This is a genomic window from Brevibacterium otitidis, from assembly GCF_042429315.1.
GTDB lineage: Bacteria > Actinomycetota > Actinomycetes > Actinomycetales > Brevibacteriaceae > Brevibacterium > Brevibacterium otitidis.
Genome location: NZ_JBHMAU010000131.1, coordinates 48,769 through 63,549, shown reverse-complemented (window position 1 = coordinate 63,549; position 14,781 = coordinate 48,769). Strand labels below are relative to the sequence as shown.

Genomic DNA, 14,781 nt, shown 5'->3' with positions numbered 1-14,781 from the left:
CAGTGTAGACCACTTTGATATCAAACCATGCCATTCGCTGCTGCTTGTGGACAGATGTGTTTTCCACACCCCTGTCCACGCACTGGACCCTCTATGTAAGCTAGGTCACACTGCGGTCTCGGCCCCCACCTCGGCCGCGGCAGTCCCCAAGCAAGAGGAGTCCCATGTCCTTCCGCGACCCCAAGCGGGCAGAACGGCTGCGACCACCGCGCTGGCGCGATCCCAAGCTCATCATCGGTGCGCTCATCGTCGCGCTGTCGATCCTCGGCACGTGGTTCGTCGTCAAGCAGGCCGCCGACACCATGACGGTCTGGAGCGCCTCCCGGCCGCTCGTGCCCGGACATACGATCGGCCCCGATGACCTCACCGCATCCGAGGTGCGGATGTCCGAAGCCGCAGAGCACTATCTGCCCACCTCAACGGAGATCCCTGCCGGCTCGACGGTGCTTGCCGCCATCGCACCGGGCGAGCTCATCCCGGCCTCGCAGATCGGCACCGCCGAGCAGCTCGCCGGCCGCATCATCGCCGTCGACGTCCCCGGCGGGCTGCCGAGCCAGGTCGCGGCCGGGTCGACGATCGACCTGTGGGGCACCGACACCCGCGCCGAGGACAGCGCACCCGAGCTCATTCTCAGCACTGTCGCCGTCATCTCCGTCGACCGCGATGCCGGCGGCTTCACCGGGGCCAGCACCAGTCGGCTGGAGGTCTTCGTGCCCACTGCCGATATCGACACTGTGCTCGCCGCTCTCGCCGGTGAACACCACATCTCCGTGGCCGCTGTCCCCGAACGGAGGCCGGCATGAGCCAGCAGCCGCCCATCAGCGTCATCGTCGCCGTCGATGTCGAACACGAGCCCACCGTCTCCGCGCGCCTGAGCGAATCCGGCGACATCACGATCGTGCGCCGGCCCGCCGATGAGGTCGAGCTGCTGGCGGCCGCCAACGCCGGGATGGGCGCCGTCGTCATCCTCGGCCGCCATTTCCGCGGCCTCGACGCCGAGGTGGTGCGCCGGCTGCATGGGACCGGCGCCCGCCTGCTGGGCCTGGGCGATGACGAGGAGCAGTTCCGCGCCTGGGGTGTGAGTGCGCAGGTCTCGCCCTGGGACCCGCCCGAGGTGTTCCTCGCCGCCGTGCGCGACTGCGCCCAGTCCCTGGCGGTGCCGCCGCGGCCGTCGGCTCCGCCGCGCATGGAGCAGCCGCGCGAACCCGGCCCGGTCATCGCAGTGTGGGGGACCGGCTCGGCTCCGGGCCGCTCAACAATTGCCGCGGGTCTTGCGCATGTGCTCAGCGGCCGCTGCGAATCGGTCGTGCTCATCGACGCTGACACCGTCACCGCCGCACAGGCGGCGATGTTCGGTGTGCTCGACGACGCCCCGCAGCTGGCCGCGCTGTGCCGTCGGGCCGCGAGCGGCATGCTGACCCCGGAGCTGCTGAGCCACCATCTGACGACCGTCAGCCCGCGCCTGCACCTTGTCACCGGGCTCAGCCGCGCCAGCCGCTGGCCGGAGGTCCGCCCGGCGCTGCTGAGCGCGATCCTCGACGCCGCTGCCGCCTTCGCCGATGTCGTCATCGTCGACATCGCCGACCGCATCGACCCCGATGACGAGTTCGCCGATCCGCACTATGACCGGCATGCCGCCACCCGCGCGGTGCTCGACCGCGCCGACCATACGCTCCTCGTCGCCCACGCCGACCCGCTCGGCATCCAGCGGCTCGTGCGCCTGCTGGAGACCGAGCGCGGCGAGGCGCTGCGCACAACGGCGACGATCGTCATGAACCGGGCCCGCGCCTCGGCGGTGGGAGCCGAGCCGCAGGCCGCGATCGACGCGACACTCGCCCGGTTCCTCGGCTTGGAGGGTTGCCGCTATGTGCCCGATGACTGCGCTGCCGTCGACGCCGCGGTGCTCGCCGGCCAGGCCGTGACCGAACACGCCCCGCGCAGCGCTGCGGCCACAGCGATCAGCGCACTCGCCGAAGAGCTGCCGGGTCTGCCGGAGCTGCAGCTGCGCCGCCGGGGTCGCCGCGATCGCCAGGCCGCGCGTCGCGTTCGCCTTCCGCGCCTGCGGCGGAGGACAATGGCCTCATGAGCTCGAATGTGCGCGCCTATGTCCCACTGACCTCACAGCACCTGGCGGCCGCCTGGCCGCAGATCACCGATGTCCTCGCCTTCGCCCCGGACGCCGATGGGCGCGCGCTGCGCTCCGATGCCGGTGAAGAGGCCGAGTTCAGCGCCCAGATGACCGCGGCCGAGGCCTGCCTCGACGAGGCGCTGCGCACCGGCAGCACCCGGGTCGTCATCGCCTGCGACATCCCTGCCCTCGGCGCGCAGGTGCGGCCGGTCGGGGCCGGGCTCGAGGTGTTCGGCCCGCTCAGCATCGACCCGAGCCGCGTCGTGAGCTTCCACATCGACGATCCCGAGGTGGTCGCGGCCCTGCCGGATGACGGTGAGGCGGCCGCGGAGATGCTGCGGTCCTCACCGCTGCTGTGGTTCGACGCCTCAGAGGTCGGCGATCTCCTGGAGGCGTTTGGTCAGCATCCGCTCGATGGCGGGGGCGGCAGCGGACTCGACAGCTGAGCCGAGCAGCAGCATCTTCGAGGACACCTCGGCGTTCACGGAGATCTGCGTGCCGGAGCCGGCGACATCGGACGGGTCGAGCGCGCTGAAGTCGATGACCGCGGTGACGGTGACCGGCATGCCGGTCACCGTGACACTCTGCTGAGCGCGGGCAGAGGGAGCGTCGGCCGCTGTGGCCGGCAGTGAGAAGTGCTGTTCGACGCGGGCATCCTGCGTCATGAAGCGGCGTGCCTGCTCGGGAGTCTCAGACGCCGGCAGCGGGGCAGAGGTGCGCACGTCCAGCCCCGTGGTCGCCGATCCGGTGATCTCCACCTCGGCGTCGTAGTGGTTCCACAGCTGCGGGGACTCCAAGCGCGTGAGGATGCTGTGCAGCGCAGACTGCGAGGTGCGCTGTGCGGTGATCGTCTTCATGGCTCCAGTCTGCCATGACCGGATTCTTCGTCCAGCCTGCAGGACGCGGAGTGCTCCGGGTGCCTGCCGACAGGTCCGGTCGCGGTGCCGGCCGCATGGAGTGCGCAGTGCCGGCTGCATGGATCGCACGGTGCCGGCTGTGTGGAACGGAGCCGCTGGCAGCCTGAATTGGGGCCGCCGACAGCATGAAAACAGCGCGGTTCGGGACTAGAGTTGGAAGCGGGCAGCGACGTTGCTGTCTCTCGCTTCAACTACCGATCGACAAGAAGGTGGCATAGTGACCGAGGTCCGCTCGACCGAGATTGCTCAAGCGTGGACTGACCAGATGGGATCGATCCCTCCGACTGGACTCATCCGCGCATATTTCCCCCGCATCAGCGACGCCGAGTATGAGACCTACGGTCCCGAGGTCCTCGCCGCTGCCGCAGCCCGCCATTATGAGGTGGCTGCCACCTTCGACGGCACCACCCCGGTCGTCGACGTGAGGAACCCGGCCACCAGCGACGCCGACTACACCGGCAACCGCACCGTCATCAACATTGTGCTGCGCGACACCCGCTACACACTCTCCTCGGTCATCTCCGAGCTCACCGGCGCCGGGCACAACATCCGCGCCGTCCGGCACCCGATCATCGTCACCGAGCGCTCCGGCGGCAAGCTCAGCCTCGTGCCCGCGAACGAGCTCTCCCGCACCACCACCGACACCTCGGTGCTGCCGACGATCACCCCGGGGACCTCTGCTGCCGCGCGGGCGAAGGAATCCTGGGTGCACCTGGAGATCGACCAGGTGCCCGAAGAGGCGTTCGAGGAGCTGCGCGAGCGCATCGCCCGCGTCCTGGAGTACACGATCGCCGCTGAAGCCGACCGTGACGCCATGCGCGACCGCGCCCGCGCCATCGCTGAGCAGCTGCGCACCACCGCGCCGCGCCCGGAGCTCGCCGAGGAGGCCGCTGAAGCCGCCGAGCTGCTCGAATGGCTCGACGGCCGCTTCGCCTTCCTGGGCTACCGCGAATACTCGCTCGACACCTCGGGTGAGGAGCTCGCCCTCCATGCGATCGACGACACCGCACTCGGCATCTCCGCGCTGCGGCCGACCCGCACCTCGCAGCTGACGACGAACGTCGCCGCCCGCGCCGAGGAGCCGCGCGTGCTCGTGCTGACGAAGGCGAACTCGCGCTCGCACGTCATCCGCCGCAGCTTCCTCGACTACCTGGGCGTCAAGACCTATGACGAGTCCGGCAGGATCGTCGGCGAGCGCCGCTTCGTCGGCCTCTACACCTCGGGCATGTACAACGCCTCGGTCCTCGACATCCCGGTCATCCGCCAGAAGGTCGCCTGGATCCTGCGCGAATCCGGTGTCGAGCGCGACACCCACTCCGGCGATGAGCTGCTCTCGATCCTGGAGACCTACCCGCGCGATGACCTGTTCCACGCCGATGTCGAGGAGATCTTCGCCGTCGTCATGCAGGTCCTCGACCTCAAGGAGAAGCGCGAAGCCCGCGTCTTCATCCGCCGCGACGCCTATGACCGCTATGTCTCCGTGCTCGTCTACGTGCCGCGCGACCTCTATGACACCGAATCGCGGCTGCGGGTCGAGGCAGTGCTGCGCGAAGCCTATGCCGCCGACACCGTCGACTTCGATGTGCTGCTGACCGAATCCGCGCTCGCCCGGCTGCACTTCGTCGCCCGCGTGCGCCGCGACATCAGCCTGCCGCAGGCCGACCCCGAGGCGGTGGCCGAGGAGATCACCGGCGCGCTGCGCTCCTGGTCGGAGGACGTGTGGGAGCACCTGGCCCCGAGCAACGCCCGCCACAGCGCTGCCGAGCTGCAGCGCGCCCGCACCTGGGCCGAGGCGTTTCCGCCCTCCTACATCGAGTACAACTCCCCGCAGGAAGCGGTGGAGGACATCGCGCTGTTCGAAACGCTCGACAGCGACGATGAGCCGCTGGTGAAGATGGTCCGCCCCAAGGGCGCCCCGAGCAATCAGGCGCGGCTGTCCTTCTACCGGCTGAGCCCGGCCGGCCTGTCGGAGATCCTGCCGTTCCTGTCGAACCTCGGCGCCTCCGTGCTCGATGAGCGACCCTATGAGCTCGATCTGCCCGACGGCTCCACCCGCTACATCTACGACTTCGGTCTGGAGTTCGAAGACGAGATCTCCTCGCAGGACTTCGAGCGCATCGAGGAGGCCTTCGCCGCCGGCTGGAAGAAGCTGCGCGAGACCGGCAGCATGGACCGACTCATCGTCTCCGGCCTGCCGTGGCAGGACCTCGCCGTGCTGCGAGCCTTCACCCACTACCTGCGCCAGGCCGGATTCTCCTACTCCGATAAGTACCTCGGCTCGGTGTTCACCTCGAACCCGGAGCTCTCGGCGCTGCTCATCGGCTACTTCCACGCGAAGTTCGACCCGGACCTGACCCCGGCAGTCGGCACCCGCGAGGAGCACATCGGCCAGATCCACGAGCGCATCGAACGCGCCCTGTCCGAGGTCACGAGCCTCGACGCCGACCGGGTGCTGCGTGCGGTGCTCTCGCTCATCGACGCGACGGTGCGCACGAACGTCTTCCAGCCGGCCGATGGATCCCTGCCGCGGGCGGCGGTGTTCAAGATCCTGCCGCCGCAGCTCGACTTCGTGCCCAAGCCCAAGCCGGCCTATGAGATGTGGGTGTACTCGCCGGAGGTCGAAGGCGTGCACCTGCGCTTCGGCAAGGTCGCCCGCGGCGGCCTGCGTTGGTCGGACCGCCGGGACGACTTCCGCACCGAGGTCCTCGGCCTCGTCAAGGCGCAGATGGTGAAGAACGCCCTCATCGTGCCCACCGGCGCCAAGGGCGGCTTCGTGCCCAAGCAGCTGCCGGACCCTGCCCAGGACCGCGATGCCTGGCAGGCCGCCGGACAGGACGCCTACAAGGTGTTCATCAACGCGCTGCTCGACATCACCGACAACCTCGAATACACCGCCGAGGGCAATGTCGTCGTCCACCCGGAGCGCACCGTCATCCACGATGATGAGGACTCCTACCTCGTCGTCGCCGCCGACAAGGGCACCGCGCGGTTCTCCGATGTCGCCAACGGCATCGCAGAGGAGCGCGGCTTCTGGCTCGGCGACGCCTTCGCCTCCGGCGGCTCGGTCGGCTACGACCACAAGGCGATGGCGATCACCTCCCGGGGTGCCTGGAAGTCCGTCGAACGGCACTTCCGCGAACTCGGCGTCAACACTGCGGCCGAGGAGTTCACCGTCGTGGGCATCGGCGATATGAGCGGTGACGTGTTCGGCAACGGCATGCAGCGCAGCGAGCACATCCGCCTCGTGGCCGCCTTCGACCACCGCGACATCTTCATCGACCCGAACCCGGATGCCGCCACCTCGTTCGCCGAACGGCGCCGCCTCTTCGAGCTGCCGCGCTCATCCTGGCAGGACTACAACCCGGAGCTGCTCTCCGCCGGCGGCGGCGTCTACCCGCGCTCGTCGAAGTCGATCCGGCTGAGCCAGCAGGCTGCCGAGCGGCTGGGCATGAGCCCGGGCCAGTACCGGCCCGATGAGCTCATCCGCGGCATCCTCACCGCTCCGGTCGATCTGCTCTACAACGGCGGCATCGGCACCTACATCAAATCCGAGCAGGAGACGGCCGCCGATGTCGGCGACAAGGCCAATGACGCCATCCGCGTCAACGGCTCCGAGCTGCGCGCCCGCGTCGTGGGCGAAGGCGGCAACCTCGGCGCGACCCAGCTCGGCCGTGTCGAGGCGGCGCTCGGCGGCGTCAAGATCAACACCGATGCCGTCGACAACTCCGCCGGCGTCGACTCCTCCGACCAGGAGGTCAACATCAAGCTGCTGCTCGACACGCTCATCAAGAACGGCGCGTTCAGCGCCGATGAGCGCGTCGATGTGCTGCTGTCGATGACCGATGAGGTCGCCGACCGGGTGCTGGCCAACAACTACAGCCAGAACGTGCTGCTCGGCGAGTCCCGCGACGGCTCCGATGTCATGTCCGGCACCCACCGTCGGCTCATGCGCTACCTGGAGAAGCATGCCGACCTCGACCGCGCCGTCGAGTTCCTGCCGACGACCAAACAGCTGGCCAACCGCACCTCGACCGGCGGCGGGCTCACCTCGCCGGAGCTGGCGGTGCTGCTGGCCTACGTCAAGATGAACGCTGCGGATGAGATCCTCGACAGCGAGCTGCCGGAGGAGGAGTGGACGAACCAGCATCTGCTCGACTACTTCCCGGCCAGCCTCGCCGAGCGCTTCGGCGAGCACTTCGCCGATCATCCGCTGCGCCGCCAGATCGCCACCGCCCACCTCGTCAACCGGATGGTCGACCGCGGCGGCCTGACCTACATCTTCCGCATGGGCGAGGAGACCGGCGCGTCGATCCCGCACATCGCCCGCGTCTACTCGGTGGTCATGGAGATCTTCGATCTCGACAGCCACTTCGATGACATCTGCGCGCTGGACAATCTCGTCGACTCCGCCGTCCAGGTCCGGCTGCAGCACGGCTATGTGCGGCTGCTCGACCGCGCCTCCCGCTGGCTCGCCCACCAGGCGCCCACGCAGCTCGACGTGCCGGCCGGCATCGAACGCTACGGTTCGATCCTCGACCAGCTGCGCCCGCGTGTGCCGCAGATGCTCCAGAGCGCTGACGCGCAGGAGCTGGAGACCAATGCGCAGTCCTTCATCGACGACGGGGTTCCGGAGTCCGTGGCCTACCGGGCCGCGGCGCTGCTCGATGAGTTCCCGCTGCTCGACATCGCCCAGATCGCCAACCGTCTGAGCCTGCACAGCGAGGACGTCGCCGAGGCGTATTACCAGGTCACCGACCTGGTCTCGGGCACCGAGCTGCTGCGGCTCATCGGCAAGCTCGACCGCTCCGACCGCTGGTCGGCGCTGGCCCGCGGCGCGATGCGCGATGACTACTACCAGGCGGTCTTCGCTGTTGTGCATGCGGTGCTGTCCTCGACCGAGGCCGAGGGCGCGACCCCGGCTGAGCGGGCCGCGCACCGGATCGCCCAGTGGCGGGAGCGCAACGAGGCCTCGCTCACCCAGGTGCTCGAGACGATCGATGAGGTCCGCGAGCTCGACACCGTCACGCAGGCGCCGCTGTCGGTGCTCATGCGGATGATGCGCGGCATGGTCCGCTCGACGGTCTGGCAGTCCGAAGAGAGCTGATCGCCTTCCTGCCCCGCCGGGTCCCGGGCATCGCCCAGGGCCCGGCGGCAGGGAGCCGAGCCGCAGAACAGCAGGGGAGTGAGAGGATGAGCGGATCGACGGAGATCGACGCCAGCGAGGAGATCGCTGATGAGCGGGATGTCGAATGGCTGAGCGTCCTCGTCGGCGACTGGCAGCTGCTGGCCGATCTGTCCTTCGCTGACCTGCTGCTGTGGGTCCCCGACACCGAGGCGCCGGGCCGGTTCCGGGCCGCCGCTCACTGCCGTCCGACGACCGGTGCGACCGCCTACCCTGAGGATGCGATCGGGCTGCTCTCCGATGCGGTCGAATCCGAGCTCATGCAGCGCGCCTGGGACAGCCAGGAGATCATCCTCGCCCCAGGGCCGGAAGAGCTGGAGGATCCCGCCGCTCCGATTGCCGGCGCCGAGGTGGTGCCCGTCGTCCGCGAAGGACGCACGGTGGCTGTCCTCACCCGCCACACTGAGGAGCTGCGCCGCAGCGTGTCCTCCCGGCTGGAGCGCAATTACCGGGCGTGCGCCTCGATGCTGCTGACGATGATCTCCGAAGGCGACTATCCGTACCTCGACGATGACGCCGCCAGCCATCGCGGCGATTCGCGGGTGGGCGACGGCATCGTCGTGCTCAACCGTGAGGGCCGGGTGCGCTACGCATCGCCCAACGGCATCTCCGTCATCCACCGCCTCGGCCACGACGATGAGCTGGAGGGCCGGTACCTCGCCGAGGTGTTCTCCGGGCTCGTCGAACAGGCCCGCCCCGTCGATGAGACACTGCCGGTCGTGCTCACCGGACGTGCCCCGTGGAGCACCGAAGTCGAAGCCGGTGCCGTCACCGTCACCCTGCGGGCGATCCCGTTCACCCGTGCCGGCAACCGGATCGGTGCGGCGGTGCTGCTGCGCGATGTCTCCGAGATCCGCCGTCGCGACCGGCAGCTGCTCGGCCGCGATGCGATGATCCGCGAGATGCACCACCGGGTGAAGAACAATCTGCAGACGGTGGCTGCTCTGCTGCGCCTGCAGACGAGGCGGATCTCCTCGGCCGAGGCGAAGGAAGCGCTGGAGGAGGCCACCCGCCGGGTCTCGATCATCGCTGTCGTCCATGATGTGCTCAGCCAGGGACTCGACAGCGAAGTCGACTTCGATGAGATCGTCGACAAGGGCCTCAAGCTCACCCCGGAGCTCGCCAGTCCCCACGTTGAGATCACCCTGCAGCGCACCGGCAGCTTCGGCAAGATCTCCTCGGTCGATGCGACCTCACTGGCGCTGGCGCTCACCGAGCTGGTGACCAATGCCGTCGAACACGGCTTCCCCCTCAGCCTCGAGAAGCCCGAGACCGATGAGCGGATCCAGGCGACCGTCTGGGTCATGCCCGAGCGCACCGGCGAACGGCTGCGCGTCACCGTCGCTGACGACGGCGCCGGCCTGCCGGAGAGCGGAGGGCCCGGCAATGGGCTGGGCACACAGATCGTCAAGACGCTCGTCTCCACCGACCTCGGCGGCACGATCACGTGGCAGCCGCGCGCAGGCGGCGGCACCGAAGTCATCATCGACGTGCCGCTCGGCCGCGACCGCTGACGCAGGGGGCCAGGGCATGCGCAGCGCCCGCCGTCGGTCGGTCGACGGCGGGCGCTGCGTGAGAAGCTGTGGGGTGCTCGGGATCAGCCGGCACGGCGGGCGCGGGCTGCGCGGCGCTTGAGGGCGCGGCGTTCGTCTTCGCTCATACCGCCCCAGACTCCGGCATCCTGACCGGATTCGAGCGCCCACTGGAGGCAGACCTCGGCGACCTCGCAGCGGCGGCAGACACTCTTGGCCTCCTCGATCTGCAGGAGAGCGGGGCCGGTGTTGCCGATGGGGAAGAAGAGCTCGGGATCCTCATTGAGGCAAGCCGCGCGATGGCGCCAATCCATGGTGTCCTTTCCTGGAGCGGAAGTCGCCCTCCTGCATCGGGGTGCCAGCCGCAGACGCGGCGCACACAGCAGGCAGGCGACGGCAAATGGTCGCTGTGTCCACCAGGTTCACATATGTGGCAGGACAGCACAAGAGTCTGGGAGTGTGAAGTTTCCGACAATCTCCGTCAATCTTCTCATTTTGCGCCCTCGCCCATCGCATCGCAAATCGATTCGCACCTCCGGCGGCGCGAACCGGCAGCCTGCGAGCACTCAGCGGCCGACGAAAGCCCGGCGTCCCCTTGCCGGGCGGCTGCGGTTCTGCTTGGCTGTGATCATGGACACCATCAGCGACCTGAGCGATGTGCGCATCATCGCCCTCGGCGATATCCGACCGCAGATCCACCCGACGGCCTTCGTCGCTCCGGGCGTCACGCTCATCGGCGACGTCCGCCTCGGGCCCGGCAGCAGCATCTTCTACGGCACCGTGCTGCGCGCCGAGGCGAGCTCCATCACGATCGGAGCGGACACCAATGTGCAGGACAACACCGTCATGCACTCCGATGAGGGGGTGCCGGTGACGATCGGCGCCCGCGTCTCCGTCGGCCACCGCGCGCTCGTCCACGGTGCGACGGTCGCCGATGACTGCCTCATCGGCATGGGCTCGACGCTGCTCAACGGCTCGGTCATCGGCCCGGAGACCCTCGTCGCCGCCGGCGCGCTCGTCCTGGAGGGCACCGAGATCCCGGCCCGATCGCTGGTGGCGGGGATGCCGGCGAAGGTGCGGCGGGAGCTCACCGAGGCCAATATCGAGCACATCCACACGAACGCCCAGACCTATCTGGGGCTGGCCAGCCAGCATGCCACACAGGGCCGGCGCATCAGCCCGGCCGAGGCGATCACCTCCACCATCACCTGAGACCCCACAGGCCATGCGGGCCGCACGCTGAGGCTGCCATGCGGGCCGCATTCCGGCCCACCGCTGAGGCCGCGGGCGCCCAGGCAGATGCGCTCGCTGCCTGAGCGAGCCGGGGCCCAAGCGCCGGCCGCTTAAGGCAGCCGGAGCTCACACACTAGGATGGAACCGAACGACAGGGGCGGCCGCAGCGCCGCCGCTGTCATGCCATCGACTTGCCTGCCGCTGAGAGAATGAGACTGTGAAGAACGTACTTGATCCCTCCCAGAACCGTGTCGTCATCATCGGCGGTGGTCCCGGCGGCTACGAGGCCGCGCTGGTGGCCGGTCAGCTCGGCGCCGATGTCATGCTCATCGAGCGCAACCGCTGCGGCGGGTCTGCGGTGCTGACCGACGTCGTGCCGTCGAAGACGCTCATCGCCACTGCCGAGCTCATGGGCCAGATCGAGGTCTCCGGACCGCTGGGCATCCGCCTGCGCGGGCCCGAGGACAGCACGTCCTCGCCGATCGAACGCGGTGCCGCCCGTGCCGACCTCGGCACCATCAACAAGCGGATCAAGCACCTGGCAGATGCGCAGGCCACCGATATCTACGACGGGCTCGTCGAGGCCGGCGTCAAGGCAATCAAGGGCACGGCCCGGATGTCGGGCCGGCACACGGTGCACGTCGTCGAGGACGAGGTCAATGAGTACGAGCTCGAAGCCGATGTCGTCCTCATCTGCGTCGGCGCCCACCCGCGCGAGCTGCCGAGCGCCCAGCCCGATGGTGAGCGGATCCTCACGTGGACGCAGCTCTACGACCTCGACGAGCTGCCGGAGCACCTCGTCGTCGTCGGCTCCGGCGTCACCGGTGCGGAGTTCGCCTCGGCCTACCATGCGCTCGGCTCGAAGGTCACGCTCGTGTCCTCGCGCGACCGCGTGCTGCCCGGTGAGGACAAGGATGCCGCTGATGTACTGGAGAAGGCGTTCCGCTCCCGCGGCATGAACGTGCTCTCCCGTTCGCGTGCCGAATCGGTCACCCGCACCGATGACGGTGTGCTCGTCACTCTCGATGACGGCCGCAAGGTCAACGCCAGCCACTGCCTCATGGCTGTCGGCTCGATCCCGAACACCAAGGATCTCGGTCTCGAATCGGCCGGTGTGCAGCTGGAGGACTCCGGGCACATCGTCGTCGACGGTGTCTCGCGGACCTCCCGGCCGGGCATCTACGCCGCCGGCGACTGCACTTCGGTCATGCCGCTGGCGTCGGTGGCTGCGATGCAGGGCCGGATCGCGATGTGGCACGCCCTCGGCGATGCCGTCGCCCCGCTCAAGCTGCGCAATGTCGCCTCGAACATCTTCACCAGCCCGGAGATCGCCACCGTCGGCTTCTCCCAGAAGGACTTCGAGGAGGACCGCAAGGAGATCGAATGCGTCACCCAGCCGCTGAGTACGAATGCGCGGGCGAAGATGCAGGAGATCAGCGACGGCTTCGTCAAGATCTTCTCCCGCCGCGGCTCCGGTTCGATCCTCGGTGGTGTCGTCGTCGGACCGAAGGCCAGTGAGCTCATCCTGCCGATCACCCTGGCGGTGGAGAACCGGCTGACCGTCGACCAGCTGGCCTCCAGCTTCACCGTCTACCCCTCGCTGTCGGGATCCATCACCGAAGCGGCGCGCAAGCTGCATCACCACGCCAGCTGAGCACTGCCGGCGCAGCCAACGCTGCCGGGCAGCCGGTTCAGGCAGCGCCGCCGGGCATACGCGAAGCGGGTGCACTCGAATGATATCGAGCGCACCCGCTGTTGCATGGGGGATCGGGACGGCCACCATTGGCAGTCTTATTGTGGCATGGCCCCTTTCCGGCGGGAATCGGACTTTCGTCTAGGGTCTACGACTTTAGTCGTAGGTGCGCGCGGATGCAGTGCTCCACGGGCATCGGCTCCCCGGCAGCGGCCGCGGTGTCAGTCCTCGAACTCCATGAGCACGGTGCCGGCCTTGACGGCGGTGCCCGGCTCCACTGAGATCTTCGACACTGTCACCGGACGGGTCGCCTTGAGCGGCTGCTCCATCTTCATCGCCTCGATGACGGCCAGAGTGTCGCCGGTCTCGACGACAGCGCCTGGCTCGACGTTGACGGACACGATCGTGCCCTGCATCGGCGCGGTGAGCGCTGCTGCGTCATCGGTGCGGTTGGAGCCGCGGCGGCGCAGCCGGCCGGTGCGCGGGCGGGAGCCGGCCTGGGCAGGGCGGGCCAGTTCGGCCGGGACCTTGACCGTCATCCGGTGGCCCTCGACCTCGACGACGATGTCGATGACCTCGCGGCTGTTCTGCGTCTGCTGTGTCATGGGATCCTCCGGATCGTCGTACGTCGGCATGAAAGTCTTCTGCAGCCAGTGGGTGGAGACGCTGAAGTCCTCGGCGAAGGCCGGTTCGCTCACGAGCCGGCGGTGCAGGGGCAGCAGCGTCTTGACACCGTTGATGGTGTATTCGCCGAGCGCGCGGCGTGCGCGTGCGAGCGCCTGTGTGCGGTCCTCACCGGTGACGATGAGTTTGGCGATCATCGGATCGAAATCGACGCCGACCTCGATGCCGTGGTGCACGCCGGCATCGACGCGCACTCCGGGGCCGGCCGGTTCGATGTAGCGGCCGATCCGGCCGGTGGCCGGGAAGAAGTTCAGCCGCGGATCCTCGGCGTTGATGCGGAACTGGATCGAATGTCCGCGCGGGGCCGGGAACGCCTCGGGCAGGGTCTCGCCGGCTGCGATCCGCAGCTGCCAGGCGAGCAGATCGACGCCGGTGACCTCTTCGGTGACGGTGTGCTCGACCTGGATCCGGGCATTGACCTCCATGAAGGTCAGCGCGCCGTTCTCACCGAGCAGGAACTCGCAGGTGGCCGCACCGACGTAGCCGACCTCGCGGAGGATGGCCTGCGATGCCTGCGTGACGGTGGCGACCTGCTCCTCGGTGAGGAACGGAGCCGGCGCCTCTTCGATGATCTTCTGGTTGCGGCGCTGCAGAGTGCAGTCGCGGGTCGAGGCGACGAGCACCCGGCCGGTGCCATCGACCATGCACTGGGTCTCGATGTGGCGGGGATTGACGATCTGCTGCTCCAGCAGGCACTCGCCGCGCCCGAAAGCGGAGAGCGCCTCACGGGAAGCGCCGGCCAGCGCATCGGGCAGCTCAGCAGCATTCGCAGCAGTGCGGAAGCCGCGGCCGCCACCACCGTAGACGGCCTTGACGGCGATCGGGTAGCCGATCCGCTCAGCGATCTGCAGCGCATCGTCGATTCCGTCGACGGCACCATCGGAACCCTGCGTGATCGGGGCTCCTGCCGCCTCGGCGACGGCACGGGCGCCGGCCTTGTCGCCGAGCCGGTCGATGGCCAGCGGCGGCGGGCCGACCCATACGAGCCCGGCGTCGAGGACGGCCTGCGCGAAGTCGGGGCTCTCGGCGAGGTAGCCGTAGCCGGGGTGGACGGCATCGGCGCCGGCGCGCTGGGCGGCGGCGATCATCTTCTCGATGCTCAGATACGTTTCGGCCGGACCGGTGCCGTCGAGGGCCCAGGCATCGTCGGCGAGCCGGACGAAGTCGGCATTGGCGTCGGCCTTGGTGTACACCGCGACGGCGGTGAGGCCGAGGTCGTGGCATGCACGGATGATGCGCAGCGCGATCTCACCGCGGTTGGCGATGAAGACCCGTTCGATCCGGCGCTGCTCCACGGTGGGGGAGTACTGCCGCATGGGCTCGGTCATCTGATCTCCTGGGCATGAAACGAAGGGAACGGTATCAATCTAGAGACCAGCGCCAAACTCTTGTCGGCGATCAACAAAATCGGT

Annotated in this window: 10 protein-coding genes; 7 read left to right on the top strand and 3 right to left on the bottom strand. The window is 68.7% G+C overall.

Annotated elements, in window-relative coordinates; translation table 11 throughout:
- Positions 1-164 precede the first annotated feature (164 nt).
- The 3 genes from ACFFN1_RS15775 to ACFFN1_RS15765 are packed head-to-tail and all read left to right on the top strand — an operon-like array spanning position 165 to position 2,574.
- Positions 165-803, top strand: a complete 639-nt coding sequence (locus ACFFN1_RS15775; protein WP_376841837.1) for an SAF domain-containing protein — start codon at positions 165-167, stop codon at positions 801-803.
- Entirely contained in the window at positions 800-2,086 is a 1,287-nt protein-coding gene (locus ACFFN1_RS15770; RefSeq protein ID WP_376841836.1) for a CpaE/TadZ family protein, read from the top strand. The genes ACFFN1_RS15775 and ACFFN1_RS15770 overlap by 4 nt, the downstream gene beginning before the upstream one ends.
- Complete coding sequence (locus tag ACFFN1_RS15765) at positions 2,083-2,574, top strand: DUF6912 family protein (RefSeq protein ID WP_376841835.1); 492 nt, start codon at positions 2,083-2,085, stop codon at positions 2,572-2,574. Before ACFFN1_RS15770 ends, ACFFN1_RS15765 begins: the two co-directional genes overlap by 4 nt.
- Here ACFFN1_RS15765 and ACFFN1_RS15760 read toward each other — a convergent pair.
- Complete coding sequence (locus tag ACFFN1_RS15760) at positions 2,497-2,985, bottom strand: DUF2505 domain-containing protein (RefSeq protein ID WP_376841833.1); 489 nt, start codon at positions 2,983-2,985, stop codon at positions 2,497-2,499. The genes ACFFN1_RS15765 and ACFFN1_RS15760 overlap by 78 nt on opposite strands.
- Positions 2,986-3,310: 325 nt before the next feature.
- Here ACFFN1_RS15760 and ACFFN1_RS15755 point away from each other — a divergent pair, with 325 nt between their 5' ends.
- On the top strand, positions 3,311-8,149 hold the full coding sequence (locus ACFFN1_RS15755) for an NAD-glutamate dehydrogenase (protein WP_376841832.1): 4,839 nt from the start codon (positions 3,311-3,313) through the stop codon (positions 8,147-8,149).
- Positions 8,150-8,235: 86 nt separating this feature from the next.
- Positions 8,236-9,741 carry a sensor histidine kinase gene (locus tag ACFFN1_RS15750; RefSeq protein ID WP_376841830.1) on the top strand — a complete coding sequence of 502 codons (1,506 nt, stop codon included), beginning with the start codon at positions 8,236-8,238 and terminating at the stop codon, positions 9,739-9,741.
- A gap of 83 nt (positions 9,742-9,824) precedes the next feature.
- Here ACFFN1_RS15750 and ACFFN1_RS15745 read toward each other — a convergent pair whose 3' ends face one another.
- Positions 9,825-10,073 (bottom strand): WhiB family transcriptional regulator, encoded by a 249-nt coding sequence (locus ACFFN1_RS15745; RefSeq protein ID WP_376841829.1) that lies wholly within the window; start codon positions 10,071-10,073, stop codon positions 9,825-9,827.
- Positions 10,074-10,389: 316 nt separating this feature from the next.
- Here ACFFN1_RS15745 and ACFFN1_RS15740 point away from each other — a divergent pair, with 316 nt between their 5' ends.
- Both ACFFN1_RS15740 and ACFFN1_RS15735 read left to right on the top strand, forming a co-directional pair.
- Positions 10,390-10,971 (top strand): gamma carbonic anhydrase family protein, encoded by a 582-nt coding sequence (locus ACFFN1_RS15740; RefSeq protein ID WP_376841828.1) that lies wholly within the window; start codon positions 10,390-10,392, stop codon positions 10,969-10,971.
- 238 nt (positions 10,972-11,209) lie between these two features.
- Complete coding sequence (locus ACFFN1_RS15735; protein ID WP_376841827.1) at positions 11,210-12,646, top strand: NAD(P)H-quinone dehydrogenase; 1,437 nt, start codon at positions 11,210-11,212, stop codon at positions 12,644-12,646.
- Positions 12,647-12,906: 260 nt separating this feature from the next.
- On the opposite strand, the gene ACFFN1_RS15730 is transcribed toward ACFFN1_RS15735, so the two are convergent.
- Positions 12,907-14,697 (bottom strand): acetyl/propionyl/methylcrotonyl-CoA carboxylase subunit alpha, encoded by a 1,791-nt coding sequence (locus ACFFN1_RS15730; RefSeq protein WP_376841826.1) that lies wholly within the window; start codon positions 14,695-14,697, stop codon positions 12,907-12,909.
- Positions 14,698-14,781 lie beyond the last annotated feature (84 nt).